Genomic DNA, 26,035 nt, shown 5'->3' with positions numbered 1-26,035 from the left:
CCTCCTTCCATGACATCCGAGTCTTCCAGCAGCCGTCGGCGCATCCTCTCCGGGATGCAGCCGTCCGCTGATTCCCTGCACCTGGGCAACTACCTCGGCGCCCTGGTGAACTGGGTGCGGCTTCAGAACGAGTACGACGCCTACTTCTTCATCCCCGACCTGCACGCCATCACGGTGCCCCAGGATCCTGCCGACCTGCGAAAGCGGACCCGCGTCACCGCCGCCCAGTACATCGCCGGCGGAGTCGACGTCGACAAGGCCACCCTGTTCGTGCAGTCCCAGGTGCCTGAGCACGCCCAGCTGGCCTGGGTGCTCAACTGCCTCACCGGATTCGGCGAAGCGTCCCGCATGACGCAGTTCAAGGACAAGCAGCAGCGGTTCGGCTCGGACTCGGCCAGCGTTGGTCTGTTCACGTACCCGATCCTGCAGGTCGCGGACATCCTGCTTTACCAGCCGCACGGCGTGCCCGTGGGCGAAGACCAGCGCCAGCACGTCGAACTGAGCCGGGACCTCGCCAAGCGGTTCAACACGCGTTTCGGCGACACCTTCGTGGTGCCCGAGGTGTTTATCCAAAAAGAAGCAGCGAAGATCTACGACCTGCAGAACCCGGCGGCGAAAATGTCCAAGTCCGCCGCCTCACCCGCAGGGCTGATCAACCTCCTCGATGAGGACAAGGTGATAGCCAAGCGGATCAAGTCGGCCGTGACCGACGACGGCAGCGAGATCCGTTTTGACCGGGAGGCCAAGCCCGGGATCTCCAACCTGCTGTCGATCTACTCCCTGATCAGCGGCCGAAGCGTGGAAACCCTGGAAAAGGAGTACGAGGGCCGGATGTACGGACACTTGAAGGTGGACCTTGCCGAGGTCGTCACGGAACACGTCCGGCCCATCCGGGAACGTGCCCTGCACCTGCTGGACGATCCCGCCGAACTGGACCGCCTGCTGGCCGTGGGTGCCGCCAAGGCGCGGGAGGCCGCGTCGGTGACGTTGGCCGATGTGTACAACAAGGTCGGCTTCCTGCCGCTGGGCAGCGTCACCGCATAGTGCCATGAAAATCACCGAATCCCTCGACCAGGCCATGGCGCCGGGCACCGTCAACAACTGCCACGCCCTCGACTGTGATGCCCGCTGCGTGGGGATCGTGATTGCGGTCCCGGAGCCGATGGCCACCGAGCTGCGGGCCGCCCGCGCATCCTTCGGCGACCCCATGGCCGCTGTCATCCCTGCGCACATCACCCTGGTCACCACTACGGAAACCACGGATTGGGAGGCGACACTGCGCCACGTGCGCAGCGTCGCTGCGGCGCAGGAGCCGTTCCGGGTCACCTTGGAAGGGACGGGGTCCTTCCGCCCCGTTTCGCCGGTGGTTTTCCTGAAGGTGGACGCAGGCTTTGATGAGTGCACCGCGCTGCACAAGGAATTCCAGAGCGGACCGCTGGACCGGGACCTGGCCTTCCCGTTCCACCCCCACGTCACGGTGGCACACGATGTCAGCGAGGCGAGCATGGACGAGGCCGTCCGCTGCCTGGAAGGCTACTCCGCCGGCTTTACCGTGGAGACCGTAGGCCTCTACGAACACGACGCCACCGGAATGTGGAAACTGCACGAGCATGTCCGCCTCGGCAGCGCAGGGGAGCCCCGGGACTAGGAGTCCGCTCCCAGATCCAGGTAGGTGCCCGCCCATGCGGCGATGATCGACGCCGCCCGGGTGGTCTGCGGGCGTTCGACCATCAGATGGTCGCTGCCTTCCAGGGAAATGAAATTCCGGGGATGGCGGGCGGTCCGGAAGATTTCGCTCGCGTTCTCGATTCCAACGGTGTTGTCGGTGGGGGAGTGCATCACCAGCAGGGGCAGGTGCAGGTCCCGGATACTGTCCGTGAGGTCATGGCTGTGCAGGTCCTCGATCAAGTGCCGGCGGATCTCCCGTTCGCCGCCGCCAAGGTCGACAGAGGCTGAGCCGTGTTCGGCAATCCGGTCCAGCTCCGACTCAAACAGGTGGACGACGTGGGATGGCCGGAAGGGTGCGGCGATGGTCGCCACCGCCTCCAGCCCGTCGACCCGGGATGCGGCCGCCAGCACGGCGGCACCGCCCAGGGAGTGGCCGATCAGCAGGGACACCTGCCGGCCGCTATCCGCCATGAACCGGGCTGCGCTGAGGACATCCGCCACTTTGGTGCTGAAACTGCCGTCCTCCCAGTTACCGGTGGAACTGCCCAGCCCGGCAGCGTCATAGCGCAGCACCCCGATGCCATGGGCGGCGAGGGCCTTGGAGATCCGCGAGGCGGCAGCACTGTTCTTTCCCAGTGTGAAGCCGTGGCAGAAGACGGCCCAGGCGCGGGCGCCGCCGTCGGGAATGTCGAGGGTCCCCGCGAGCGTGGTCCCGTTGACGCCGGGAAAGGAGACGGATTCAAACGAAGGCATGGACCTACTCTATCCAGAACGCAAAAGGCGCCGGCCAGCGGTGAAAACCGCTGGACGGCGCCTTCGCAGCGCAGGACCGGTTAGAGCGAGCGGGCCAGGATGGCCTGCTTGACCTCTGAAATGGCCTTGGTGACCTGGATGCCGCGGGGGCAGGCTTCCGAGCAGTTGAAGGTGGTGCGGCAGCGCCACACGCCTTCCTTGTCGTTCAGGATCTCCAGGCGCATGTCCCCGGCGTCGTCACGCGAGTCGAAGATGAAGCGGTGGGCGTTGACGATGGCCGCAGGACCGAAGTACTGGCCGTCGGTCCAGAAGACGGGGCAGGAGGACGTGCACGCGGCGCACAGGATGCACTTGGTGGTGTCGTCGAAACGCTCACGGTCTTCGGCGGACTGCAGGCGTTCCTTCGTGGGCTCGTGGCCCTTGGTCACCAGGAACGGCATGATTTCACGGTAGGACTGGAAGAACGGTTCCATGTCCACGATCAAGTCCTTTTCCACCGGCAGGCCCTTGATGGGCTCGACGAGGATGGGCTTGGAGGTGTCCAGGTCCTTCAGCAGGGTCTTGCAGGCGAGGCGGTTGCGGCCGTTGATGCGCATGGCATCGGAGCCGCAGACGCCGTGGGCGCAGGAACGGCGGAAGGAAACCGAGCCGTCGTGTTCCCACTTGACCTTGTGGAGTGCGTCCAGCACACGGTCGGTGCCGTACATGGTCAGCTTCCACTCATCCCAGTAGGCTTCGTCGGAAACCTCGGGGTTGTAGCGGCGGACCTTCAGGGTGATCTCGAACGAGGGGATCTCTCCGCCGATCGATTCGGGGAGTTCGACCTTCGAGGCCGGCTCGGCGATTTCGGTTGTCATTAGTACTTCCTCACCATCGGCTCGTAGCGCGTGAAAATGACCGGCTTGGTGTCCAGCCGAATGCCGGCGGTGTGCTCGGTATTCTCGGCTTCGTCGACCTTGTAGGCCATCGAATGCTTCATGAAGTTCTCGTCATCGCGCTCCGGGAAGTCCTCGCGGAAGTGTCCGCCGCGGGATTCGGTGCGGTGCAGGGCGGCAACGCTCATGACCTTTGCCAGTTCCAGGAGGAAGCCCAGTTCCACGGCCTCGAGGAGGTCGAGGTTGAAGCGCTTGCCCTTATCCTGGACGCTGATCTTCTGGTAGCGCTCCTCGAAGGAAGCGATATCCGTCAGGACCTTCTGGATGGTCTCCGCGGTCCGGAACACCTGCATGTTCAGGTCCATGGTGTTCTGCAGGTCGCGGCGGATTTCGGAGACACGCTCGGTGCCTTCGGAATTGCGGACGTGGTCCAGCAGGTTGACCGTGTCCATTTCGGAGTTCTCCGGCAGGTCGACGAAATCGGCCGTCAGGGCGTACTCGGCAGCGTAGATGCCGGCCCGCTTGCCGAAGACGTTGATGTCCAGCAGGGAGTTGGTGCCCAGCCGGTTGGAACCGTGCACGGACACGCAGGCCACTTCGCCGGCCGCGTACAGTCCGGGAATCACGGTGTCGTTGTCCTGGAGCACCTCGGCCTTGATGTTGGTGGGGATGCCACCCATCACGTAGTGCGCCGTGGGGAATACCGGTACCGGCTCGGTGTAGGGCTCCACGCCAAGGTAGGTACGGGCGAACTCGGTGATGTCCGGAAGCTTCGCATCAATGTGCGCCGGTTCCAGGTGGGTCAGGTCGAGCAGGACGTAGTCCTTGTTCGGCCCGCAGCCGCGTCCTTCACGCACCTCGTTGGCCATGGAACGGGCCACGATGTCACGGGGTGCCAGGTCCTTGATGGTGGGGGCGTAGCGCTCCATGAAGCGTTCGCCCTCGGAGTTGCGGAGGATGGCGCCTTCGCCGCGGGCAGCTTCCGAGAGGAGGATGCCCAGCCCGGCCAGGCCGGTCGGGTGGAACTGGATGAACTCCATGTCCTCCAGGGGGATGCCCCGGCGGAATGCGATGCCCATGCCGTCGCCGGTCAGGGTGTGTGCGTTGGACGTGGTCTTGTAGACCTTGCCGGCGCCGCCGGAGGCGAACACCACGGACTTGGCCTGGAAGATGTGCAGCTCACCGGTGGCGAGGTCATAGGAGATGACGCCGGCAACCCGCTTCTGGCCGTCGAGGTCTACGACGGTGATGAGGTCCAGGACGTAGTACTCGTTGTAGAACTCCACGTTGTGCTTGACGCAGTTTTGGTAGAGCGTCTGCAGGATCATGTGGCCGGTGCGGTCGGCGGCGTAGCAGGCACGGCGGACCGGTGCCTTGCCGTGGTCACGGGTGTGGCCACCGAACCGGCGCTGGTCGATGCGTCCCTCGGGGGTGCGGTTGAACGGCAGCCCCATCTTCTCCAGGTCCAGCACGGCGTCAATGGCTTCCTTGGCCATGACCTCGGCTGCATCCTGGTCCACCAGGTAGTCACCGCCCTTGACGGTGTCGAAGGTGTGCCACTCCCAGTTGTCTTCTTCGACGTTGGCCAGTGCTGCGCACATGCCGCCCTGGGCCGCGCCCGTGTGGGAGCGGGTGGGGTAGAGCTTCGTCAGTACCGCCGTACGCGCGCGCTGACCTGATTCGATGGCGGCACGCATACCGGCGCCGCCGGCGCCGACAATGACGACGTCGTACTTATGGACCTGCATAGCAGATGCTCTTTCTGTTGAAACCACTAGAAATTCCTGGGCGTACCCGTGCTCGTTTCGGCGGGAGCTAGCTGGCTCCGCAGAACTCCTGGAGCGTCTCGGCCGAGGCGCCGGCGAGGCAGGGGTCAAAGGTGAAGATGACCAGGGTGCCGAGCACGATGATCACGAAGGTGGCGACGTACAGGACCGTCTTGAGCCACATCCGGGTGGCCTTCTTGTCTGCGTAGTCGTTGATGATGACGCGGACGCCGTTGGTGCCGTGGAGCATGGCCAGCCAGAGCATGACCAGGTCCCAGACCTGCCAGAGCGGACTCGCCCACTTGCCGGCAACGAACCCGAAGTCGACGGCGTGGATGCCGTCGCCGAGAACCAGGTTCATAAACAGGTGGGTGAAGATCAGGACCACCAGGATGACGCCCGAGACACGCATGAACAGCCAGGCAAGCATTTCAAAGTTGCCGCGGCCGGACGCGTTACGGGTGTATCGAGGGGCGATGCGTCCTGACCGGGGTGCTTCGAGGGCATGCGCTTCGTTAGTTGATGTGGTCATGGTTATTAACCCCCGAAGACGTTGGGCAGGTGGCGGATGGAGAAGCCGATAACCGTTACGGCCCAGAGGGCGACGACGCCCCAGAGCATCTGGCGCTGGTATTTCGGCCCCTTCTTCCAGAAGTCGATCAGGACTACGCGCAGGCCGTTGAAGGCGTGGAACACGATGGCGGCGACGAGTCCAAGCTCGCCGAGGCCCATAATCGGGTTCTTGTAGGACTCGATCACCACGTTGTAGGCCTCAGGCGAAACCCGCACCAAAGAGGTATCCAGAACATGGACCAAAAGGAAGAAGAAGATCGCCACGCCGGTGATACGGTGCACAACCCACGACCATTGGCCCTCGCGGCCACGGTAGAGAGTGCCTGCTGGTAACTTCGACACTGAATTTTCCTCCCTGCATCGCAGCGGTGTTAGCGCGTGTTCCACGCAGTGAAGACGCCGGTGCGACAGCGATATAAGCTCTACCATAATCTAGGCTCGAGTGACCGGCGTTTCAATTTAGGTTGCCCTATGGTGTGACCCTGATTACATTGATCCCCGCCGTTAAGCCGTGTAAGCAGGCGTGTAGGTAGTGCCGCTTCCTCACCTTTGCAGACAGCTGGGCTAATCTTGGCTGTGATGAGTAACGAAAAGCCACAGGCCCACCTTCCGTCCGCTGTCCTTGACCGTTTCTACGGCGTCATCCCGGCGGGTGGCGTCGGGACACGGCTCTGGCCCCTTTCGCGTGCGGCCGCGCCCAAATTCCTTCACGACCTCACCGGTTCCGGGTCCACCCTCATCCGGGCCACGTACGAGCGCCTGAGCCCGCTCAGCGGAGACCGCGTCATGGTGGTCACCGGCGCTGTGCACCGGCAGGCCGTACGGCAGCAGCTCCCGGAAATCCGGAGCCAGGACCTGGTCCTGGAACTTGAACCCAAGGATTCGGCCGCAGCCATCGGCCTGGCCGCGGCGATCCTCTACAAGCGCGATCCCCAGATCATCATGGGATCGTTTGCGGCGGACCAGGTGATTGCTCCGGTGGAGGTTTTCCAGGCGGCCGTCCGGGAGGCAGTACATACTGCGGCGCAGGGCTACATTGTCACCATCGGTATCCAGCCGACCCATGCGTCCACCGGATTCGGCTACATCCGGGCAGGCGAGCAGCTGCAGGTCGCCGGCGCTCCCACCGCCCGCTCCGTGGTCGAGTTCGTGGAGAAGCCCTCGGCGGATGTCGCACAGACCTATCTGGACAGCGGCAGCTACAGCTGGAACGCCGGTATGTTCGTTGCGCCGGTGGATCTTATGCTCAAGCACCTCGAAGCCAACGAACCGGTGCTCTACTCCGGCCTGATGGAAATAGCGGAGGCCTGGGACACCACCCGGCGCCGGGAAGTGGTCCGCCGGATCTGGCCCACCCTGCCCAAGATCGCCATTGACTATGCGGTGGCCGAACCGGCAGCGGCGGCTGGGGACGTAGCGATGATCCCGGGAGCCTTCAGCTGGGACGACGTGGGTGACTTTGCCGCGATCGGCCGCCTGAATCCGGCTGCGGAGAACAGTGAACTGACAGTGATGGGCGAGGGTGCCCGGGTCTACTCCGAGAATGCCTCCGGAATCGTCGTCTCCGACACCAAGCGCGTGATCGCACTGATTGGCATCGAGGACGTCGTTATCGTCGACACCCCGGACGCCCTGCTCGTGACTACCAAGGAACACGCGCAGGAAGTCAAGAAGGCAGTGGAGCATCTGAAAGCCAGCGGCGACACGGACGTCCTCTAGCCTCCGGCAAGTCCCGTCACGGGGAGTCGTTTCCCAGGCTGCACATTCCCGTTTTAGTCCTGAAATTGGCTAACCTTGAGGTTGTGCAGACTATTCCAGTGAGCAATTCGCCCATCCCCTCAATACGGGGGAGCGTGGCGCCGCTTCTGGGTGGATTGATAGCGTTCCGGCGCGACCTGCATGCGCACCCAGAACTCTCGCACAAGGAATTCCGTACCACCGACCGCATTGTCGAGGCACTCGAGCACGCGGGACTGGCACCCAAGCGGCTGGAGAACACCGGCGTCGTGGTGGACATCGGCGACGGGCCCATCCGTCTCGCCGTGCGTGCGGACATCGACGCCCTTCCTGTCCTGGAGGAGACCGGCCTTCCGTATTCTTCGGAGCACACCGGCATTGCCCATGCCTGCGGCCACGACATCCACACCACGGTGATGCTGGGCGTAGCCATGGTGCTCGCAAAGTTCGACGCCGCCGGCGGCCTGGGCGGACGCGTCCGGGTGATTTTCCAACCGGCCGAAGAAGTCATGCCGGGAGGCGCGCTCTCGGTGATCGAACAGGGCGCCCTCGACGGCGTTCCGCGTGTGCTGGCCCTGCACTGCGACCCCCGGATCGATGTGGGCCAGGTGGGAACACGCATCGGGGCGATTACCTCGGCCTCGGACACCATCCGGATAGAACTCAGCGGCCGGGGCGGGCACACATCCAGGCCGCACCTGACCGAAGACCTGGTGTTCGCACTGGCCGAGATCGCCGTCAGCGTTCCGGCAGTGCTCTCCCGCCGGATCGATGTGCGCAGCGGCGTCTCGGTGGTCTGGGGCCAGATGCATGCAGGGTCGGCTCCGAATGCAATTCCGGGGCACGGTTTCATGGCAGGCACCATGCGGTGCCTCGACGCCGAAGCTTGGCATGCCGCCGGTGAACTGCTGGACACGGTGGTCCGGGAAATCGCCGCGCCGTATGGCGTGGACGTGCACCTTGAACACACCCGCGGTGTTCCGCCGGTCATCAATGCCGACGCGGAGATCAGCCTGATCGAAGCGGCAGCCCGCGCGGAACTGGGGGAAGACGCCGTCGTGCTGGCCCCGCAGTCCATGGGCGGGGAGGACTTTGCCTGGATGACGCAGGCAGTGCCGGGAGCCCTGATGCGGCTGGGAACGCGTTCACCCGGCGGGGAAACCTTCGACCTGCACCGGGGCGACTACAACCCTGACGAACAGGCCATCAGCTGCGGGATCAGCGTGATGGCGGCTGCCGCCCTGCGCGCCGTAAGGGGCCTGCGGCACTAGGTGGCGCTGTCCACCACAGGACCGGACCCGCGTAACTTTCCGACATTTGACGCGGGAAAACCACCGGCCAGCCAGGCGGGGCAGGACAATATCAGCCGCGCTCCGGTCCAATGCGCTGCTTTGATAACAACATGTAAACAATGTCCGGCTCACCCCGGATTTGGAATTAGTGTTGCCTCCGACACACTATGGTTATGTTGCTGCGGTCCAACGACGGACGGAGCGCTGCGCCTAACGCTGCACATCACAGGGCACCGTAGGGCGAATCCCATTTTCTTTTCTGGAGGAACATTGAAGAATTACCCGCGCAGCTTTAAGCGCAACGCAGGCGTTTCCGCCGCTATGCTCGGCGTTTCGGCGCTCCTGCTTTCCGGCTGCGGCGCGGCCCCCGAAGAAGAGGGCGGCTCCGCTGAAGGCGCCACCGATTTCCTGGGCTGCATGGTTTCCGACTCCGGTGGATTCGATGACAACTCGTTCAACGAGTCCACGCACAACGGCATGATGAAGGCGGAAGAGGAGCTCGGCATCGAGGTCAAGACCGCTGAGTCCCAGTCCGAGACCGATTTCGCGCCGAACGTGGACAGCATGGTCCAGGCCGGCTGCGATCTGACGGTTACCGTCGGGTTCCTGCTCGCCGACACCACCCGGGACGCCGCCGAGGCCAACCCGGACAGCCACTTTGCGATCGTTGATGACCAGTCCATCGAGGCTGACAACGTCAAGCCGATCATCTACGACACGGCCCAGGCTGCCTTCCTGGCCGGCTATGTTGCGGCCGGTACCTCCCAGACCGGAAAGGTTGCCACCTACGGCGGCCTGGACATCCCCACGGTCACCATCTTCATGGAAGGCTTCCAGCAGGGTGTGGAGTACTTCAACGAGGAGAACGGCGGCGACGTCCAGGTTCTCGGCATGGATTCCTTCACCGGCGGCTTCGACGATGTCTCCGCAGGCAAGACCACCACGCAGAACTTCCTCAACGAAGGCGCTGACGTCATCATGCCCGTTGCCGGCCCCGTAGGCGCAGGCACCATTGACGCCGTGCTGGCTGCTAACGCCGCCGGCAAGGACGCCAAGGTTATCTGGGTTGACTCCGATGGCTACGAGACCGTGACCACGGGCAAGGAAGTTATCCTCACCTCCGTCATGAAGCTGATGGGCGAAGCCGTTGAGGACGTCGTGAACACCGACGTCGAAGGCGAATTCGACAACAGCCCGTACGTCGGCACCCTGGAGAACGGCGGCGTTGCGCTGGCTCCGTTCCACGACCAGGAAGCCAACGTTCCCGAGGACGTGAAGAAGGCCGTTGAGGACATCAAGGCCAAGATCATTTCCGGTGACATCAAGGTTGAATCTGCTTCCAGCCCGAAGTAGCACCTCCACGTAACATCTGTGGCCCGGGAAATAGCCGGGCTACAGTAAGCACCGCATGCACTAAAAGTGACCGCCGTCTTCCCGGCAGCCTTGAGCAGCCGGGAAGACGGCGGTTGTTTTGCGTCGCATTTGTTCTCTGTTTTCTTATCTCGAAAAAGATTGGTTGGGGTTTTGAAACTCGAACTCAAGGGCATCACCAAACGCTTCGGCACCCTGGTGGCCAATGACCACATCGACCTGGTGGTCGAGCCGGGGCAGGTCCACAGCCTGCTCGGCGAAAACGGCGCGGGCAAATCAACGCTCATGAACGTGCTCTACGGGCTCTACGAACCCACCGAGGGCGAAATCCTGGTGGATGACCAGCCGGTGGCTTTCAACGGTCCGAGCGACGCCATGGCTGCGGGCATCGGCATGGTGCACCAGCACTTCATGCTCGTCCCTGTCTTCACAGTTGCCGAAAACGTGGCGCTCGGAAACGAGAAGACCAAGTTTGCGGGAATGCTGAACCTGGACCAGACCCGGAGCCGCATCCGCGAAATTTCCGACCAATACGGGTTCGACGTTGATCCCGACGCCGTGGTCGAGGACCTTCCCGTGGGAGTCCAGCAGCGGGTGGAAATCCTTAAGGCACTGATCCGTGACGCTGAAGTCCTCATCCTTGACGAACCCACCGCCGTCCTCACACCCCGCGAAACCGACGAACTGCTGGGCATCATGCGCCAGCTCACCGAAGACGGAAAATCGGTGGTCTTCATCTCGCACAAACTGCGCGAAGTGAAGGCTGTCTCGGATGTTATTACCGTGATCCGCCGCGGCAAGGTGGTTGGCTCCGCCGAACCGAGTGCCTCCACCACGGAACTGGCGTCCCTGATGGTCGGCCGGTCGGTCAGCCTGAACCTTAACAAGGAGCCCGCGAAGCCCGGCGAGGAGACGTTCGTCGTCGAAAACCTCACTGTTGCCTCCGCGTCCGGTCCGGCTGTCCTTGACGGGGTCAGCTTCGGGATCCGGCGGGGAGAAATCCTGGCCGTCGCCGGTGTCCAGGGCAACGGCCAGACCGAACTGACCGAGGCCATCCTGGGCCTGCAGGACCACGTCTCCGGTTCCATCCGCCTCAACGGCGTGGAACTGGTGGGCCGCAGGACCCGCGACATCATCAACAGCGGCGTGGGCTTTGTGCCCGAAGACCGCAACGTGGACGGCCTGGTGGGTACCTTCTCCGTCGCGGAGAACCTGGTACTGAACCGCTACGACCAGGCACCGTTTGCCCGGGGCGTCTCCCTGCTCCCGGCGGTGATTGAAGCCAATGCGGCGGAAAAGATCGCCGAGTTCGACATCCGTACCCAGTCCGCTGCCACCGCAGCAGGCACGCTGTCCGGTGGCAACCAGCAGAAGGTTGTGATGGCGCGGGAGCTGTCGCGCCCGCTGCAGCTCTTCATCGCCTCCCAGCCCACCCGGGGCGTGGATGTGGGATCCATCGAATTCCTGCACCGCCGGATTATCTCGGAGCGCGACGTCGGCACACCGGTAATGATCGTGTCCACCGAACTCGATGAAGTTCTTGAACTGGCGGACCGGATTGCCGTTCTTTACGGCGGCCGCCTGATGGGCATTGTGCCCGCAAACACCTCCCGCGACGTGCTGGGCCAGATGATGGCCGGCATGCCCGCGGACGAAGCTATGACGCAGAATACAGATTTCAAGGGAGGGGCCAAGTGAGCCCGGAGGATTCCACCAAGCAAGACCCGCCGGGGGAGCGCAGCATTGCAGCTGCGGAAGCCACCCGGCTCGAGGCCGCGGCGGAAACCGCCGGCGGTACTGTAGCTCCGCCCGCGGTGCCCGCAGCGCACCAAAGCGGCGCATTGGGCGGTGAACCGCAGCAGCAGTCCACGGTGCGGCGGATCCTCTCTTCCAACGCCATGGTTTCGATCCTGTCCGTCCTGCTCGCCCTCGTGGTGGGCGGCATCCTCATTGCCGCCACCGACGAGGAAGTGGGCGAAACGGCGTCGTACTTCTTCTCCCGGCCCACTGACATGCTGTCCGCTGCCTGGTCCGCCGCAGCCGGCGCCTACATTGCCCTGTTCCAGGGTGCGTTCTTCAACTTCGAGGCCGAAACAGCGGCACGGTTCTTCTACCCGCTGACCCAGACCCTCACGGTGGCAACGCCGCTGATCCTGGCAGGCCTCGGCGTCGCCGTCGCTTTCCGGACCGGCCTGTTCAATATCGGTGCGCAGGGCCAGATCATCATCGGTGCTGCCATGGCAGCCTGGGTGGGTTTCGCCGTCCACCTTCCGGTGGGCCTGCACCTGCTCCTCGTGATTCTCGCGGGTATGCTCGGCGGCGCCATCTGGGCCGGTATCGCCGGCCTCCTGAAGGCAAAAACCGGTGCACACGAAGTCATCGTCACGATCATGCTCAACTACGTGGCCATCAACCTGGTGCTCTTCCTGCTCAGCACGCCGGCTTTCCAGCGGCCGGGATCCTCGAACCCGATCAGCCCCCAGCTTGACGCCAATGCCATGTTCCCGCCCCTGCTCGGCAGCGGTTTCCGCCTGCACTGGGGCTTCGTCCTGGCCGTGCTTGCCACCGTCTTCATCTGGTGGCTGATGAACCGCTCCACGATCGGTTTCGAACTCAAGGCCGTGGGCGCCAACCCGTCCGCTGCCCGCAATGCAGGCATCAGCATCACCAAAGGATATGTCGTCGTGATGCTGATCGCCGGTGCCCTCTCCGGGCTTGCCGGTGTGGCGCAGGTGGCCGGCACCGAAAAGGTGCTGACCTCCGGTGTGGCCGCCAGCTTCGGCTTCGACGCGATCACCGTCGCCCTGCTGGGCCGGTCGAGCCCGTGGGGCACCTTCGCGGCAGGCCTGCTGTTCGGCGCTTTCCGTGCCGGCGGCGTGACCATGCAGACCAACACGGGAACCAGCATCGACATTGTCCTGGTGGTGCAGTCGCTGATCGTTCTCTTTATCGCAGCCCCGCCCCTGGTGCGGTCGCTGTTCCGTATTCCGCCGCCCGGAGCGTTGAAGACCTCCGGCAAGCGTCTGTCCAAGAACACTGAAGCCGCCGGAGGCGCAGCATGAGCACCGCAACAACGCTTCCGGCTCCCAAGGCGGCCACCCTCAGCGGTGTCCGCAGCTGGAAGACCCCGATCATCCTGATTGTCCTGTCCCTGCTGGGACTGTTTGTCTTCGCCCTGGGGGCCCCGTCCAACGACGTGACCTTCCGGCTCTCCGATCCCGGAGAGGCTATTGTCCTGCCCGAACTGGTGGTTTCCGCCCCCATGGTCGGCTGGCTGACCGCTGTGCTGATGGTGGCCGCCGCAGCCTGGGCCCTGATGCTGACGCGCAGCGGCCGCCGGGTACCTGTCTGGCTCATCGCCGTCTTCGGCGTGCTCTTCGTCCTCGGCTTCCTGACCTGGGTCGTGGGCAGCGCCAACACCCCCAACGTGGCCCTCTACGGACTGCTTTCCGGATCCTTCGCCCTGGCCATCCCGCTGATCTTCGGTTCACTCTCGGGTGTGCTGTGCGAGCGTTCCGGCGTGGTCAACATCGCCATCGAAGGACAGCTGCTCTTCGGCGCCTTCGCTGCCGCCGTGGCAGGTTCGCTCTCCGGCAACGCGTTCGTCGGGCTGTTTGCCGCCGCCGTCGCCGGTGCGCTGGTCTCCCTGGTGCTGGCCGTGTTCAGCATCAAGTACATCGTCAACCAGGTGATCGTCGGCGTTGTGCTGAACGTGCTGGTCTCCGGCCTCACCGGCTTCCTGTTCTCCACGCTGCTGTCCTCGGACGCTGCGAAGTGGAACTCCCCGCCGTCGCTGCCGCCGATCCGGATCCCGCTGCTGGCGGATATCCCGGTCCTCGGGCCGATCCTCTTCAACCAGTCGATCGTGGGCTACCTCATGTACATCGCCCTTGCGGCGGTCTACTTCGGACTGTTCCACTCCAAGTGGGGCCTGCGCACCCGCGCAGTGGGCGAGCACCCCAAGGCTGCTGACACCCTGGGAGTGAACGTGAACCGCACCCGGTTCATCAACGTCCTGCTCGCCGGTGTGGTGGCCGGTATCGGCGGCGCCTTCTTCACCCTCGTTTCGGTGTCCGCGTTCAACCGCGACATGACCGGCGGACAGGGCTACATTGCCCTGGCAGCGCTGATCCTGGGCCGCTGGAATCCGCTCGGCGCCCTGCTGGCGGCACTGCTGTTCGGCTTCGCCACCAACCTGCAGTATGTGCTGAGCCTGTTGGGAACCGCTGTTCCCAACCAGTTCCTGGCCATGCTGCCGTACGTGGTGACGATCTTCGCCGTGGCCGGTGTGGTCGGCAAGTCCCGGGCACCTGCGGCCAGCGGCGTGCCTTACATCAAGGGCTAGAAACGCTACGCACCCGCTAGAAATGCACCAGCTAGGACTAAGAATGACAACTACCCCCCACCCGGACCAGCCGCAGGCGGTGGACTGGGAGCTGCTCCTGGAAACCGCCCGGGCGGCCCTGGCCCACGCCTATGTGCCCTACTCGAAGTATCCGGTAGGCGCCGCGGCGCTTACCGACGACGGCCGGATAGTTTCCGGCTGCAACATCGAAAACGCCTCCTACGGGCTGACACTGTGTGCCGAGTGCTCCATGATCAGCCAGCTGCGAATGACCGGCGGCGGCAGCCTTGCCGCCTTTGCCTGCGTGGACGGATCGGGCAATGTCCTGATGCCGTGCGGCCGCTGCCGGCAGCTGCTGTACGAATTCCGGGCACCCGGAATGCAGTTGATGACCGTAAGCGGCATCCGGAGCATGGACGAAGTCCTGCCGGATGCCTTTGGACCGCAGCACCTTGAAGGGCAGGACAACCAATGAGCGCTGAAAAGTTCGACGCCGTAGACATCATCGGCATCAAGCGGGACCGGGGCACGCTGAGCCCGGAACAGATTGACTGGACGATCGACGCGTACACCCGCGGCGCCATTGCGGATGAGCAGATGGCCGCGCTGAACATGGCCATCCTGCTCAACGGCATGAGCCGGGACGAAATCTCCCGCTGGACCAATGCCATGATCAATTCCGGGGAGCGGATGGACTTCTCCTCGCTGGGCAAGCCGACCTCGGACAAGCACTCCACCGGCGGCGTGGGGGACAAGATCACCCTGCCGCTGGCCCCCCTGGTGGCGGTGTTCGGCATCGCCGTCCCGCAGCTCTCGGGCCGCGGACTTGGCCACACCGGCGGCACCTTGGACAAGCTTGAAGCCATCCCCGGCTGGCAGGCGTCCCTGAGCAACGACGCGCTGATGGCCCAGCTGCGCGACGTCGGCGCGGTCATCTGCGCCGCCGGCGCAGGCCTGGCCCCTGCCGACAAGAAGCTGTACTCGCTGCGTGACGTGACGGGAACGGTGGAAGCGATTCCGCTGATCGCGTCCTCGATCATGAGCAAGAAGATCGCCGAAGGCACCGGCTCGCTGGTGCTCGACGTGAAGGTGGGCAGCGGTGCCTTCATGAAGGATGAGGCACGTGCCCGCGAACTGGCCGAGACCATGGTTGCCCTGGGTAAGGACGCCGGCGTCAACACGGTGGCCCTGCTGACCGACATGTCCACTCCGCTGGGCCTGACCGCAGGCAACGCCATCGAAGTTCAGGAGTCCGTAGACGTCCTCGCAGGCGGCGGACCGGAAGACGTAATCGAGCTCACGCTGGCCCTGGCCCGCGAAATGCTCACGGCCGCCGGGCGGCCCGACGCCGACCCGGAAGCGGCGCTGAAGGACGGCCGGGCCATGGACGTGTGGCGCCGGATGATCTCCGCGCAGGGCGGCGATCCGGACGCGAAGCTGCCGGTAGCCCGGGAATCGGAAACCATCTTCGCCCCCGCCGACGGTGTGCTGGTGGAACTCGATGCCCTCTCCGTGGGCGTTGCGGCCTGGCGCCTTGGTGCCGGCCGTGCGCGCAAGGAAGACGCCGTCCAGGCCGGTGCCGGCGTGGTTATGCACGCCAAGCCGGGAGCCGTGGTCCGCGCCGGAGAGCCGCTGATGACGCTGCTGACCGACACCCCGGAGAAGTTCGACCGTGCCCGTGAGGCACTCGAGAACGCCGTCGTCGTCGCTCCCGAGGGATCGCGGCCGGCACGGAAGCTGATCATCGACCGGATCAGCTAGGGCGTTCCCTGCAGTGCCGGGCCCTGCGGGTGCCGGGCCCTGCGGGTCCCGGAACGGCGGCAACGAAATTCCTTGCTCGCAGAGCTCGCAGGAATATTAAAGCCGCCTTCCTCCGGGGCCCTCCGCGGCCCGGCATGCCTGGGTCTTCCTCCGGGACCCTACGGGTCCGGCGGGGGCCGGTGCCTCCCGGGGCACTGCTGCGTCCGTGGCATGCTTGTAAATGGACTTGGACAGCTAACTCAAGGAGCGGCACCAGTTGGATGTTTTCAGTGCCACTGTGGACGGCATTAACAACTTCATCCTCGCTTCGGCAGGCTCGCCGTGGGTCTACATCGGGCTCTTTGCCTGTTGCCTGATCGACGGATTCTTCCCGCCGGTGCCCAGTGAGTCGCTGGTGGTGGCGCTGGCGTCGCTGGCCCTCAGCGGCGCAGGGGTGAACGTGTGGCTGATTATTCCGGCCGCCGCACTGGGTGCCTTCGTGGGCGATAACCTCGCCTACCTGATGGGCCGGGGGATCGGCATCGAACGGTTTGCCTGGATGCGCAGGCCCAAGCTGCAGCGCTCCATCGCCTGGGCCCGCCACGAGCTCGACAAGCGCTCGGTGTCCCTGATCCTTGTGGCCCGGTTCATCCCGGTGGGCCGGGTAGTGGTCAACGTGACCGCCGGTGCCACCGGCTTCCCGCAGCGCCGCTTTATTGCGCTGACCGGCATCTCCGGGATTGTCTGGGCGGCCTACAGTGTGGCCATCGGCTCCATTGCCGGGGCCTGGTTCAACGAACACCACCTGCTCGGCGTCGTCGTTGGCGTCAGCGGCGCGCTGGTCCTGGGCCTGATCGTCGACCGGCTCATCACCATGGTCCGGGGAGCGGTGCCGGAGACCCAGCACCAGGTTCCGGACGACATGCCGAAGGCCGACGACGGCGAGAGCTCGCAGAAGGCCGCCTGAAACACCGTAGAGTTGCCGTGTGACTGAGCCTACAAACCTCCCCTCGAACCGTTCCTTCGACGTACGCAGCCTGCCGAAGGTATCGCTGCATGACCACCTTGATGGTGGCCTCCGTCCGGCCACCATCATTGAGCTGGCTGCCGCCGTCGGTCATTCCCTGCCGGCCACAGACCCGGCGGAGCTGGGGGAGTGGTTCCGTCAATCGGCGGATTCGGGTTCGCTGCCGCGCTACCTCGAAACCTTCGACCACACCATCGCCGTTATGCAGACCCGTGAGGGCCTGATCCGCGTAGCCCGTGAATTCGTCGAGGATCTTGCAGCCGACGGTGTGGTCTACGCGGAGATCCGCTGGGCACCCGAACAGCATGTGCAGGCAGGACTGAGCCTGGACGAAGCCGTGGAAGCGGTTCAGGCAGGCATTGAAGAGGGCGTGGCGAACGCGGAAGCGGCGGGCAGCTTCATCCAGGTGGGCCAGCTGATCACCGCTATGCGGCATGCCGACCGGGCCATGGAGATTGCCGAACTGGCTGTCCGGCACCGCGACTCCGGGGCCGTCGGTTTTGATATTGCCGGGCCGGAAGACGGTTTCCCGCCCGCACGGTTCAAGGATGCCTTCACCTACCTGGCCGAAAACCAGTTCCCGGCGACGGTGCATGCCGGCGAAGCGGCAGGGATCGAGAGCATCGTGGACGCCCTGGTACATGGCCGGGCGCTGCGGCTGGGACACGGCGTGCGGATCGCCGAAGACATTGACGTTGAATTCGAAGACGACGCCACGGCGGATGCCGAAGTGGGCATTGTCAGCATGGGCCGGGTTGCTGGCTGGGTCCGGGACCGCGGCATCGCCCTTGAGGTCTGCCCGTCCTCGAACCTGCAGACCGGCGCCGTCGCCTCCTTCGGTGAGGACATCGAAACGCACCCGATCGACCTGCTCTACCAGACCGGCTTCGCCGTTACCGTCAACACCGACAACCGGCTGATGAGTAACGTAACGCTTACCGGGGAATTTGAACTGCTGATGGACACCTTCGACTACGACCTCGACGATGTCCTGGAACTGACAATGAACGCCGTCAACGCAGCCTTCCTCCCGCTGGACGAGCGTGCCGCGCTGTCCGCATACGTCACCGAAGGATTCAACCGCGCCCGTGTCTGATCTGGCCCTCCCTGATGATCTCGGCGGGCGGTTCACCCGCCTCGCCGAGATCATCGGTGCCCTCCGTGAGCGTTGCCCGTGGACCCGGGCCCTGACCCACGAATCCCTGCTCGAGTACCTCGTGGAGGAAACCTACGAGCTCATCGAAGTGGTGGAAGGCGGCACGGCCGGCCCGGAACGCGCCGCCGAACTGCGCGGCGAACTCGGGGATGTGCTGCTGCAGGTGCTGCTCCATGCCCGGCTGCAGCAGGAAGCCGGCAGCTTTTCCGTGGCGGACGTAGTCGATGAGCTGACCGCCAAGATGATCCGCCGCAATCCCCACGTCTTCCGCCCTGACGGGACCCTCCGGGAAGAGGGGGAGGAATCGGATATTGCGGCGATCGAACAGGCCTGGGACGACGCCAAAAAGGCGGAATCCCCGGCCCGGGTCTCCGCTTTCGAGGGGATTCCGGCCGGGTTGCCGGCGCTTCTCCTGGCCGCCAAGACCCTGTCCCGCGCCCAACGCGCCGGCCGTCCGATGCCGCCGCAGACTGTCGGTGGAGATGTGGCCGGAACGGGTTTCACGGATGAAACCGAGCTCGGGGATGTGCTGTTCTCCTTGGTCCGCCGCGCCTCCGAGCAGGGGCTCGACGCCGAGGCGGCACTTCGCGCGGCGGTCCGCCGGTACACCGACAAAGACGCAGAAAGCTGATTTCCTCGCCCCTTCCGTGCGGTAACTGACCGGTCCGATCCACCCGATTCACCTGCCGGACGTTCCCCGGGGCCGCGATTCTATTAGGCTAAGAAGCAGACACAGGAACCTGCTGTCCCAGCAGGACTGCGGTTTTCTGCCCATTCGTTCCAATGAACAGGAGCAATTCAATGGCCATCATCGATGCCATCCACGCCCGCGAGATCCTCGACTCCCGCGGCAACCCGACCGTTGAGGTGGAGGTGCTGCTCGACGACGACACGTTCGGCCGCGCAGCTGTTCCCTCCGGTGCCTCCACGGGTGCCTTCGAAGCCAACGAACGCCGCGACGGCGAGAAGAACCGCTACCAGGGGAAGGGTGTGCTGCAGGCCGTTGAAGCCGTAATCGACCAGATCCAGCCGGCCCTGCTGGGCTACGATGCCGCGGACCAGCGGGCCATCGACCAGGCCATGATGGATCTGGACGGCACCGAGAACAAGTCCAGCCTGGGTGCCAACGCGATCCTCGGCGTCTCCCTCGCCGTCGCCCGTGCCGCCGCCGAGTCCGCCGCCCTGCCGCTGTACCGCTACCTTGGCGGCCCCAACGCGCACATCCTGCCCGTGCCGCTGATGAACATCCTCAACGGCGGGTCCCACGCGGACTCCGACGTTGATATCCAGGAATTCATGATCGTTCCCCTGGGCGCGCAGACCTACTCCGAGGGCCTCCGCTGGGGCGTTGAGGTCTACCACAACCTCAAGTCCGTACTGAAGGAAAAGAACCTTTCCACCGGCCTGGGCGACGAAGGCGGCTTCGCACCGAACCTACCCTCCAACCGTGCAGCCCTGGACCTGATCATCGAAGCCATCGAGCGCGCCGGCTACGTACCGGGCAACGACATTGCCCTGGCACTGGACGTGGCAGCGTCGGAGTTCTTCAAGGACGGGGCGTACCTCTTCGAGGGGCAGAACCGGACCGCTGCGGAGATGTCCGCGTACTACGAGGAACTGGTCCGTGACTACCCGCTGGTATCCATCGAGGATCCGTTGGATGAGGAGGACTGGGACGGCTGGAAGACCCTGACCGCGTCCATCGGTGACAAGGTGCAGATCGTCGGTGACGACCTCTTCGTCACCAACCCCACCCGCCTGGAGACCGGCATCAAGAACAACGCCGCCAACTCCCTGCTGGTGAAGGTCAACCAGATCGGCACCCTGACCGAGACCCTGGACGCCATCACCATGGCCCAGCGTGCCGGCTACACCACCATCACGTCCCACCGCTCGGGTGAGACCGAAGACACCACCATCGCGGACATCTGCGTTGCCACCAACGCCGGCCAGATCAAGACCGGTGCGCCGGCCCGCTCGGAGCGCGTAGCCAAGTACAACCAGCTGCTGCGCATCGAAGAGGAACTGGACGACGCCGCACGCTACGCCGGGCGCAGCGCCTTCCCGCGTTTCAACTCCGGCCAGTAGCCGGACCGATGTAACTGTGCCGTCGTAACCCCAACGCCTACACGCCCGGTGAATCCGGCTGTGTAGGCGTTGCGGAACGGCTGCGGAACACCACGGGTGGGTAACCTCATAGGAGGGGACCCGCCCGCGGTGGTTCCGGGACCGGTTTACCCCGCATTTTCGACGGCTGCCCTGCCGCCGGCACCAAGTTCCGCAGCACGTAGTTCAGCACTGATAAAAAACAGCACCAATCAAGACAGGAACGGCATGTCAACCCGACGCCCCAAGGTGCCCAGGCCCGCGGCCCCCGTAAATCCGGCCCCCGTAAACCCGGCGGGGCCGAAAGCGAGTGGGTCGAAAGCAAGTGGGGCGAAAGCAGGCGGGACCAAACCCGCCGCGTCAAAGCCGGCTGCCGTGAGGCCGTCGTCAGCGAAGGCTGCTGCGCCGAAGGCCGCTGCTCCCAAGACTGCACTGCCGAAGGCTGCCGCTCTCAAGGCTGCTGCGCCGAAGGCTGCCGTTCCCAAGGCCACGGCGTCCAAGTCTGCCGCGCCTAAGTCTGCCGGGGCGGGCGAGCGTTCCCGGAAACTGTCGGCGTCGGACGCCCGTGCCGCCGTGCGGTCCCAGCTCTCCGGCGGCATCCGGCGTCAGGCCGACCCGGCACCGGAAAATTCCACCCCGGAGCCGGAAACCCAGGACGAGCTGCTGCCGGTACCTGCCAAGGCGTTCTCCGGCAGGCTGCTGGTGCTCGCCATGGTGATGGTCGCTATCACGGTCCTTCTGGCTCCGTCGGTGCGGACCTACCTCCAGCAGCGCTCGGACATTGCGGTGACCAAGGCGGAAATCGCCGAGGCCCGCGCCACGCAGGCCGAACTGGAGGTCCAGCTGGGCCGCTGGGAAGATCCGGCCTACGTCAAGCAGCAGGCCCGTGACCGTATTTTCCTGGTGATGCCGGGGGAGAAGCGGTACCTGGTCAAGGGCGAAAACGGCCTGGAAGAAGCAGAGCAGCTGGCAGCCGAAGAAGAGCCGGAGGACCTGCAGTGGGTTGATTCGCTCTGGGACTCGGTCAAGAAATCCGCCACGGCACAGTAATCTGGAGGCTGATAGAAGTAGCAGCCCGGGGCCTCAACGGTCCCCACGGAAGGAACCTCCTGCATGACCCAGGACCAGCTTGCCCCCACCCAGGAAGACCTGGAAACCCTGAGCAGGCAGCTTGGCCGCCCGGTGCGCGACGTCGTTGAAATCGGCGCCCGCTGTGTCTGCGGCAACCCCCTGGTGGCCACCACCGCTCCCCGCCTGAGCAACGGGATCCCGTTTCCCACCACGTACTACCTGACGCATCCGGTCATCACCGCGGCCGTCTCCCGGCTGGAAGCAGCCGGACTGATGACCGACATGACCCGGCGGCTGGAGGAGGACCCGGACCTGGCGCAGCGCTACCGCACTGCCCACGAGCATTACCTCCAGGTCCGCAATGAGATCGGAGAGCGCACCGGAACCGGGCCCGTTCCGGAAATCGACGGTGTCTCCGCCGGCGGAATGCCTACCCGGGTAAAGTGCCTGCACGTGCTGGTCGGCCACTCCCTGGCCGCAGGCCCCGGCATCAATCCGCTGGGCGACGAAGCGCTGGCCGCCATCGAGCAATGGTGGACAACCGACCGCTGCTACTGCGAAGGTGCTTGGGATACAGCCGCTCCCGCCCCGGAGCGGGACCTCAGCCGCCACACCAGGACACAGGGCCTGAGCCCGGAAGAACTTGAAAGCAAGAAGGCTGCCCGCCGGCAGGGCAGCGAAGCAGCTGAGCAGACTGCGACCAACGAGGGGGAACTGTGACAGGCCAGGAAGACAGCCGCGCTGAGAGCATGCGGGTTGCAGCCATCGACTGCGGCACCAACTCCATCCGTCTGCTCATTGCGGACGTCAGCCGGGACGGACAGGGTGTGGCGCAGCTGACCGACGTCGTCCGCCTTATGCGCGTGAACCGGCTGGGACAGGGCGTGGACGCCACCGGAAGGCTGGCCCCGGAAGCGCTGGAACGCACCTTTGCCGCCGCTGACGAGTACGCGGACCTGATCCGCCGGCACGGCGCGTCCCGGGTCCGGTTCGTAGCCACCTCCGCCAGCCGCGACGCGGAAAACCGGCAGGAATTCGTGGACGGTATCCGCGCCCGGCTCGGGGTCGAACCCGAGGTCATCAGCGGGGATGAGGAAGCCGCGCTGTCCTTCGCCGGTGCAGCCAGCGTCTTCGCAGGCGGAAACGGCGCCAAGACACTCGTAGTGGACCTTGGCGGCGGCAGCACCGAGTTTGTGCTCGGTGACGGCAGCGGCGTCCTGGCGGCCAAAAGCACCAACATGGGCTGCGTGCGCTTTACCGAACGGTACCTGCTCTCCGATCCGCCCACCGAGGCGGAAATTGCGGCGGCACGGGCGGACATCCTGGACATGATCGCCTCCGCCCTCGCCACCGTGCCGCTGGCCCGGGCCGACCGGCTGGTGGGTGTGGCCGGAACGATTACCACCGTCACGGCTGCCGCGCTGGGCCTGAGCGAGTACTCGCCCGACGCGATCCACGGCACCGAACTGAGCAGGGATCAGATTGACGACGCAGCCGACGCGCTGCTGCGCCGGAACCGTGCCGCGCGGGCGGCCCTGCCGTACATGCATCCGGGCCGGGTGGACGTGATCGGTGCCGGCGCCCTGATCTGGCGCACCATCGTGGACCGCGTGGACGAACTGACGGACGGCCGTGTAGTCACGGCCTTCGCCAGCGAACACGACATCCTTGACGGCATTGCGCTGAGCGCATGAGCCCGATGGGAACCGGCCCCGGCCGACGCCGGGGCGGCGCAGCACGCCTTCGAACCGCCGCAGCCGCGCTCTGCGCCGCCGTGGCGCTGCCGCTTCTGGCACCCGTCCCCGCCTACGCCGATGAATGGCGGGACAAGCAGTACTGGCTGGCCGATTACGGGGTCATTGATGCCTGGAAAACCACCAAGGGTGCGGGGGTGAAGGTCGCCGTCATCGATACCGGTGTGGACGCCAGCCACCCCGATCTTGCCGGTGCGGTCACCGGCGGCGTGGACGTGTCCGGAGCAGGAGATCCCAAGGGCGCGAAGGGCCTGGGCGGCACGCCGGAGCACGGCACACTCGTGGCCACGCTGCTTGCCGGACGGGGGCACGAGAAGCCCAACGACGATAAGGGCGATAAGGGTGCCAGGGAGGACAAGCCCGCGGAGGACAAACCTGCCGACCGTCCCGACGGCATCATCGGGGTTGCCCCGGAGGCCGAAATCCTCGCTGTGTCGACCTGGATCGGCGGGACCAATCCCGGCGGTGTACCGATCGACCAACAAATCCCGAACGCCGTCCGCTGGGCCGTAAACAACGGCGCCAAGGTCATCAACATGTCCCTGGGCAGCACCTCCACCGCCTGGCCGGAGAGCTGGGACGACGCGTTCCTCTACGCCGAGCAGAATGACGTGGTGATTGTCGCGGCTGCCGGCAACCGCGAAGGAGGCATGGTCCAGGTGGGCGCACCCGCCACCATCCCCGGAGTCCTGACCGTGGCGGGCCTGAACCGGCAGGGTGAGGCGAGCTGGGACTCGTCCTCGGAAGGCATCAGCATCGGCGTGGCCGCTCCGTCCGAAAAGCTGGTCGGCGGGCTGCCCGAGGGGACCAGCCGGTATGCCGGGTGGGAAGGCACTTCCGGTGCCGCACCGCTCGTCTCCGGAGTCGCCGCGCTGATCCGGTCGGCGCACCCGGAAATGAGTGCGGCGGAGGTGGTCAACCGGATCGTCCGCACTGCCCGCGACGCCGGGGCCCCGGGTGTGGACACTATTTACGGCTACGGAATCCTGGACGCCAACGCGGCAGTTAATGCCGACGTTCCTTCCGTCACCAGCAACCCGCTGGGCACCATTGCGGAGTGGATCCGGGTGCACCGGCGGGTGGCGGACGTATCGCCCGGAGCCGCCGACATTCCGGCCCCCACTGTTCCGGACCTGCCGGAGCCGGCCGTCCCGGTGGCGCAGGAGCCGGCCGCGGAGAAGGACAACCTGCCCGCGGTCGTCGTGCTCGGTTTCAGTGCGCTCCTGGTGCTCGTGCTGGTGGGCGGCACCGTCCATGTCAGCCGGGTAAGGCGCCGCGGGACAGCTGCAGGAAATCCCGAAAACACCTCCACCGGATCCCTTGACGAAGCCGGGGTCCGGTAGCAAACCGCCGGCTGAGCTGTTTGTCAAATGGTTCGTGAAGACTTTCACAAACTCAGGTAGGATTGGGTCATGGCATCGAACAAGCAGTTTTCTGATCGTCCCCGCGTTCTGGTGGTCGGCGGTGGTTACGTCGGTCTGTATGTGGCCAAAGACCTCCAGAAGAAGGTAAAGGAACAGGGCGGCATCGTTACGGTAGTGGATCCGCTGCCGTACATGACCTACCAGCCTTTCCTCCCCGAGGTTGCCGCAGGCACCATTGAAGCCCGCGACGCCGTAGTGTCCCACCGCATGCACCTCAAGAACACCGAGCTGATCACCGGCAAGGTCACGTCCATCAACCATGCCGCGCGTACCGCGACGATCGAGCCGGGCGACGGCAGCGAGCCGTTTGAGCTGCCCTACCAGGACGTTGTCCTGGCGGCCGGCTCAATCACCCGCACCTTCCCGATCCCCGGACTCGCCGAGGCCGGCATCGGTATGAAGAGCATCGAAGAAGCAATGGCCACCCGCAACCACGTGCTTGAGCGCATCGAAACCGCATCGCTCATGCCCGCGGGCCCGGAACGTGAACGCGCTCTGACGTTCGTCGTCGTCGGCGGCGGCTTTGCCGGCATCGAAACCCTGACCGAGCTTGAGGACATGGCCCGCGACGCCGTGCGCATCAATGACCGGCTGCGCCGCGAAGACCTCCGCTTCGTCCTGATCGAAGCCATGGGCCGGGTAATGCCCGAGGTCAAGCCGGACCAGGCCGAGTGGGTTGTCTCCAGCATGCGTGAGCGCGGCATCGAGGTCCTGCTGAACACCTCGCTGGCGTCCGCCGAAGACGGCGTCCTGAAGCTGATCAACATGGCTGACAAGTCCCCGGCCGGCGAGTTCGGTGCGGACACCCTGATCTGGACTGCCGGTGTGCAGGCCAACCCGATGGTCCGTGCCACCGACTTCCCGATCGACGACCGCGGCCGCGTCCGCGCCAACGCCGAACTGCGCATCACCGGCGACGACGGGCCCCTCGAGGGTGCCTGGGCCGCCGGCGACGTCTCCGCTGTTCCGGATCTTTCCGGCGGCGGCGTAGGCGGCTTCTGCGTCCCGAACGCACAGCACGCTGTCCGCCAGGCCAAGCTGCTGGCCAAGAACATCATGGCCGCCCGCTACGGCGTTGGCAGCGTTGAAGAGTACAACCACAAGAGCCTCGGCGCTGTTGCCGGCCTGGGCCAGTACAAGGGTGTTGCCAACATCATGGGCTTCGGCCTGAAGGGCTTCCCGGCCTGGCTGGCACACCGTGGCTACCACGGCATGGCCATGCCGATGTTCGAGCGCAAGTTCCGCGTCATCGCGGGCTGGCTCCTGAATGTCAGCTACGGCCGCGACCTGACGTCCCTGCGCAACCTGGAAGACCCGCGCCGCGGCTTCGAGGAAGCCGCAGCGCCGGCCAAGAAGCCGGCCGTGAAGGCCTAGTCT

General features: G+C 65.1%; 24 protein-coding genes. 19 read left to right on the top strand and 5 right to left on the bottom strand.

Translation table 11 applies throughout. The features are described 5' to 3' along the window. The first annotated feature begins 9 nt into the window (after nt 1–9). Both trpS and QNO03_RS08985 read left to right on the top strand, forming a co-directional pair. On the top strand, nt 10–1,044 hold the full coding sequence (gene trpS / locus QNO03_RS08990; protein ID WP_229949571.1) for a tryptophan--tRNA ligase: 1,035 nt from the start codon (nt 10–12) through the stop codon (nt 1,042–1,044). A gap of 4 nt (nt 1,045–1,048) precedes the next feature. Continuing rightward, nucleotides 1,049–1,648 carry a 2'-5' RNA ligase family protein gene (locus QNO03_RS08985; protein ID WP_331460338.1) on the top strand — a complete coding sequence of 200 codons (600 nt, stop codon included), beginning with the start codon at nt 1,049–1,051 and terminating at the stop codon, nt 1,646–1,648. Here the strand turns inward: QNO03_RS08985 and QNO03_RS08980 are convergent. The 5 genes from QNO03_RS08980 to sdhC all read right to left on the bottom strand — a co-directional run bounded on the left by QNO03_RS08980 (nt 1,645) and on the right by sdhC (nt 5,977). After that, on the bottom strand, nt 1,645–2,421 hold the full coding sequence (locus QNO03_RS08980; protein WP_289603025.1) for an alpha/beta hydrolase family protein: 777 nt from the start codon (nt 2,419–2,421) through the stop codon (nt 1,645–1,647). The genes QNO03_RS08985 and QNO03_RS08980 overlap by 4 nt on opposite strands. 80 nt (nt 2,422–2,501) lie before the next feature. Beyond that, entirely contained in the window at nt 2,502–3,278 is a 777-nt protein-coding gene (locus tag QNO03_RS08975; RefSeq protein WP_227914227.1) for a succinate dehydrogenase iron-sulfur subunit, read from the bottom strand. Continuing rightward, complete coding sequence (sdhA, locus tag QNO03_RS08970; protein WP_229949574.1) at nt 3,278–5,044, bottom strand: succinate dehydrogenase flavoprotein subunit; 1,767 nt, start codon at nt 5,042–5,044, stop codon at nt 3,278–3,280. Before sdhA ends, QNO03_RS08975 begins: the two co-directional genes overlap by 1 nt. Nucleotides 5,045–5,111: 67 nt before the next feature. After that, nucleotides 5,112–5,594, bottom strand: a complete 483-nt coding sequence (locus tag QNO03_RS08965) for a succinate dehydrogenase hydrophobic membrane anchor subunit (RefSeq protein ID WP_229949577.1) — start codon at nt 5,592–5,594, stop codon at nt 5,112–5,114. 5 nt (nt 5,595–5,599) lie between these two features. Next, on the bottom strand, nt 5,600–5,977 hold the full coding sequence (sdhC, locus tag QNO03_RS08960) for a succinate dehydrogenase, cytochrome b556 subunit (RefSeq protein WP_146363726.1): 378 nt from the start codon (nt 5,975–5,977) through the stop codon (nt 5,600–5,602). A gap of 237 nt (nt 5,978–6,214) precedes the next feature. Here sdhC and QNO03_RS08955 point away from each other — a divergent pair, with 237 nt between their 5' ends. The 17 genes from QNO03_RS08955 (at nt 6,215) to QNO03_RS08875 (ending at nt 26,032) form a co-directional block, all read left to right on the top strand. After that, nucleotides 6,215–7,354: a mannose-1-phosphate guanylyltransferase gene (locus QNO03_RS08955; RefSeq protein ID WP_289603024.1), complete on the top strand. Its 1,140-nt coding sequence runs from the start codon at nt 6,215–6,217 to the stop codon at nt 7,352–7,354. 98 nt (nt 7,355–7,452) lie between these two features. Further along, entirely contained in the window at nt 7,453–8,643 is a 1,191-nt protein-coding gene (locus QNO03_RS08950; protein WP_289603023.1) for an amidohydrolase, read from the top strand. A gap of 291 nt (nt 8,644–8,934) precedes the next feature. Next, nucleotides 8,935–10,017 (top strand): BMP family lipoprotein, encoded by a 1,083-nt coding sequence (locus tag QNO03_RS08945; RefSeq protein WP_502874571.1) that lies wholly within the window; start codon nt 8,935–8,937, stop codon nt 10,015–10,017. A gap of 171 nt (nt 10,018–10,188) precedes the next feature. Beyond that, a complete protein-coding gene (locus QNO03_RS08940; RefSeq protein ID WP_289603022.1) occupies nt 10,189–11,733 on the top strand; it encodes an ABC transporter ATP-binding protein in 1,545 nt (514 codons plus the stop codon). Beyond that, on the top strand, nt 11,730–13,097 hold the full coding sequence (locus QNO03_RS08935; RefSeq protein WP_502874570.1) for an ABC transporter permease: 1,368 nt from the start codon (nt 11,730–11,732) through the stop codon (nt 13,095–13,097). Before QNO03_RS08940 ends, QNO03_RS08935 begins: the two co-directional genes overlap by 4 nt. Further along, a complete protein-coding gene (locus QNO03_RS08930; RefSeq protein ID WP_229949587.1) occupies nt 13,094–14,380 on the top strand; it encodes an ABC transporter permease in 1,287 nt (428 codons plus the stop codon). The genes QNO03_RS08935 and QNO03_RS08930 overlap by 4 nt, the downstream gene beginning before the upstream one ends. 43 nt (nt 14,381–14,423) lie before the next feature. After that, entirely contained in the window at nt 14,424–14,855 is a 432-nt protein-coding gene (locus QNO03_RS08925) for a cytidine deaminase (RefSeq protein ID WP_229949589.1), read from the top strand. Further along, complete coding sequence (locus tag QNO03_RS08920) at nt 14,852–16,141, top strand: thymidine phosphorylase (RefSeq protein WP_289603021.1); 1,290 nt, start codon at nt 14,852–14,854, stop codon at nt 16,139–16,141. Before QNO03_RS08925 ends, QNO03_RS08920 begins: the two co-directional genes overlap by 4 nt. Nucleotides 16,142–16,418: 277 nt before the next feature. Further along, nucleotides 16,419–17,087 carry a DedA family protein gene (locus tag QNO03_RS08915; RefSeq protein WP_289603266.1) on the top strand — a complete coding sequence of 223 codons (669 nt, stop codon included), beginning with the start codon at nt 16,419–16,421 and terminating at the stop codon, nt 17,085–17,087. 19 nt (nt 17,088–17,106) lie between these two features. Next, entirely contained in the window at nt 17,107–18,243 is a 1,137-nt protein-coding gene (locus QNO03_RS08910; RefSeq protein ID WP_289603020.1) for an adenosine deaminase, read from the top strand. Then, nucleotides 18,236–18,934, top strand: a complete 699-nt coding sequence (locus tag QNO03_RS08905; protein ID WP_289603019.1) for a MazG nucleotide pyrophosphohydrolase domain-containing protein — start codon at nt 18,236–18,238, stop codon at nt 18,932–18,934. Before QNO03_RS08910 ends, QNO03_RS08905 begins: the two co-directional genes overlap by 8 nt. A gap of 170 nt (nt 18,935–19,104) precedes the next feature. Then, nucleotides 19,105–20,391, top strand: a complete 1,287-nt coding sequence (gene eno / locus QNO03_RS08900) for a phosphopyruvate hydratase (protein WP_289603018.1) — start codon at nt 19,105–19,107, stop codon at nt 20,389–20,391. Nucleotides 20,392–20,784: 393 nt separating this feature from the next. Further along, complete coding sequence (locus tag QNO03_RS08895) at nt 20,785–21,459, top strand: FtsB family cell division protein (protein WP_289603017.1); 675 nt, start codon at nt 20,785–20,787, stop codon at nt 21,457–21,459. 63 nt (nt 21,460–21,522) lie between these two features. Beyond that, on the top strand, nt 21,523–22,200 hold the full coding sequence (locus QNO03_RS08890) for a DUF501 domain-containing protein (protein ID WP_289603016.1): 678 nt from the start codon (nt 21,523–21,525) through the stop codon (nt 22,198–22,200). A gap of 29 nt (nt 22,201–22,229) precedes the next feature. Further along, nucleotides 22,230–23,174 (top strand): Ppx/GppA phosphatase family protein, encoded by a 945-nt coding sequence (locus QNO03_RS08885; RefSeq protein WP_289603265.1) that lies wholly within the window; start codon nt 22,230–22,232, stop codon nt 23,172–23,174. Further along, a complete protein-coding gene (locus QNO03_RS08880) occupies nt 23,171–24,577 on the top strand; it encodes a S8 family serine peptidase (protein ID WP_289603015.1) in 1,407 nt (468 codons plus the stop codon). The genes QNO03_RS08885 and QNO03_RS08880 overlap by 4 nt, the downstream gene beginning before the upstream one ends. Before the next feature lie 69 nt (nt 24,578–24,646). Next, nucleotides 24,647–26,032, top strand: coding sequence for an NAD(P)/FAD-dependent oxidoreductase (locus QNO03_RS08875; protein ID WP_289603014.1), 1,386 nt, complete (start codon nt 24,647–24,649; stop codon nt 26,030–26,032). Nucleotides 26,033–26,035: the final 3 nt, after the last annotated feature.

This window comes from Arthrobacter sp. zg-Y877, from assembly GCF_030373105.1.
In the GTDB taxonomy this organism is placed as follows: Bacteria; Actinomycetota; Actinomycetes; order Actinomycetales; family Micrococcaceae; genus Arthrobacter_B.
Note: the sequence above shows the minus strand (reverse complement) of the source record. Positions and strands in the feature narration are given on the sequence as shown.

What these genes read in the sequence shown, in the direction of transcription:
- sdhA (WP_229949574.1), bottom strand. Translation starts at nt 5,044, where the DNA reads ATGCAGGTCCATAAGTACGACGTCGTCATTGTCGGCGCCGGCGGCGCC.
- QNO03_RS08930 (WP_229949587.1), top strand. Translation starts at nt 13,094, where the DNA reads ATGAGCACCGCAACAACGCTTCCGGCTCCCAAGGCGGCCACCCTCAGC.
- QNO03_RS08955 (WP_289603024.1), top strand. Translation starts at nt 6,215, where the DNA reads ATGAGTAACGAAAAGCCACAGGCCCACCTTCCGTCCGCTGTCCTTGAC.
- QNO03_RS08875 (WP_289603014.1), top strand. Translation starts at nt 24,647, where the DNA reads ATGGCATCGAACAAGCAGTTTTCTGATCGTCCCCGCGTTCTGGTGGTC.
- QNO03_RS08885 (WP_289603265.1), top strand. Translation starts at nt 22,230, where the DNA reads ATGCGGGTTGCAGCCATCGACTGCGGCACCAACTCCATCCGTCTGCTC.
- eno (WP_289603018.1), top strand. Translation starts at nt 19,105, where the DNA reads ATGGCCATCATCGATGCCATCCACGCCCGCGAGATCCTCGACTCCCGC.
- QNO03_RS08980 (WP_289603025.1), bottom strand. Translation starts at nt 2,421, where the DNA reads ATGCCTTCGTTTGAATCCGTCTCCTTTCCCGGCGTCAACGGGACCACG.
- QNO03_RS08975 (WP_227914227.1), bottom strand. Translation starts at nt 3,278, where the DNA reads ATGACAACCGAAATCGCCGAGCCGGCCTCGAAGGTCGAACTCCCCGAA.
- QNO03_RS08925 (WP_229949589.1), top strand. Translation starts at nt 14,424, where the DNA reads ATGACAACTACCCCCCACCCGGACCAGCCGCAGGCGGTGGACTGGGAG.
- QNO03_RS08880 (WP_289603015.1), top strand. Translation starts at nt 23,171, where the DNA reads ATGAGCCCGATGGGAACCGGCCCCGGCCGACGCCGGGGCGGCGCAGCA.
- QNO03_RS08920 (WP_289603021.1), top strand. Translation starts at nt 14,852, where the DNA reads ATGAGCGCTGAAAAGTTCGACGCCGTAGACATCATCGGCATCAAGCGG.
- trpS (WP_229949571.1), top strand. Translation starts at nt 10, where the DNA reads ATGACATCCGAGTCTTCCAGCAGCCGTCGGCGCATCCTCTCCGGGATG.
- QNO03_RS08985 (WP_331460338.1), top strand. Translation starts at nt 1,049, where the DNA reads ATGAAAATCACCGAATCCCTCGACCAGGCCATGGCGCCGGGCACCGTC.
- QNO03_RS08965 (WP_229949577.1), bottom strand. Translation starts at nt 5,594, where the DNA reads ATGACCACATCAACTAACGAAGCGCATGCCCTCGAAGCACCCCGGTCA.
- QNO03_RS08890 (WP_289603016.1), top strand. Translation starts at nt 21,523, where the DNA reads ATGACCCAGGACCAGCTTGCCCCCACCCAGGAAGACCTGGAAACCCTG.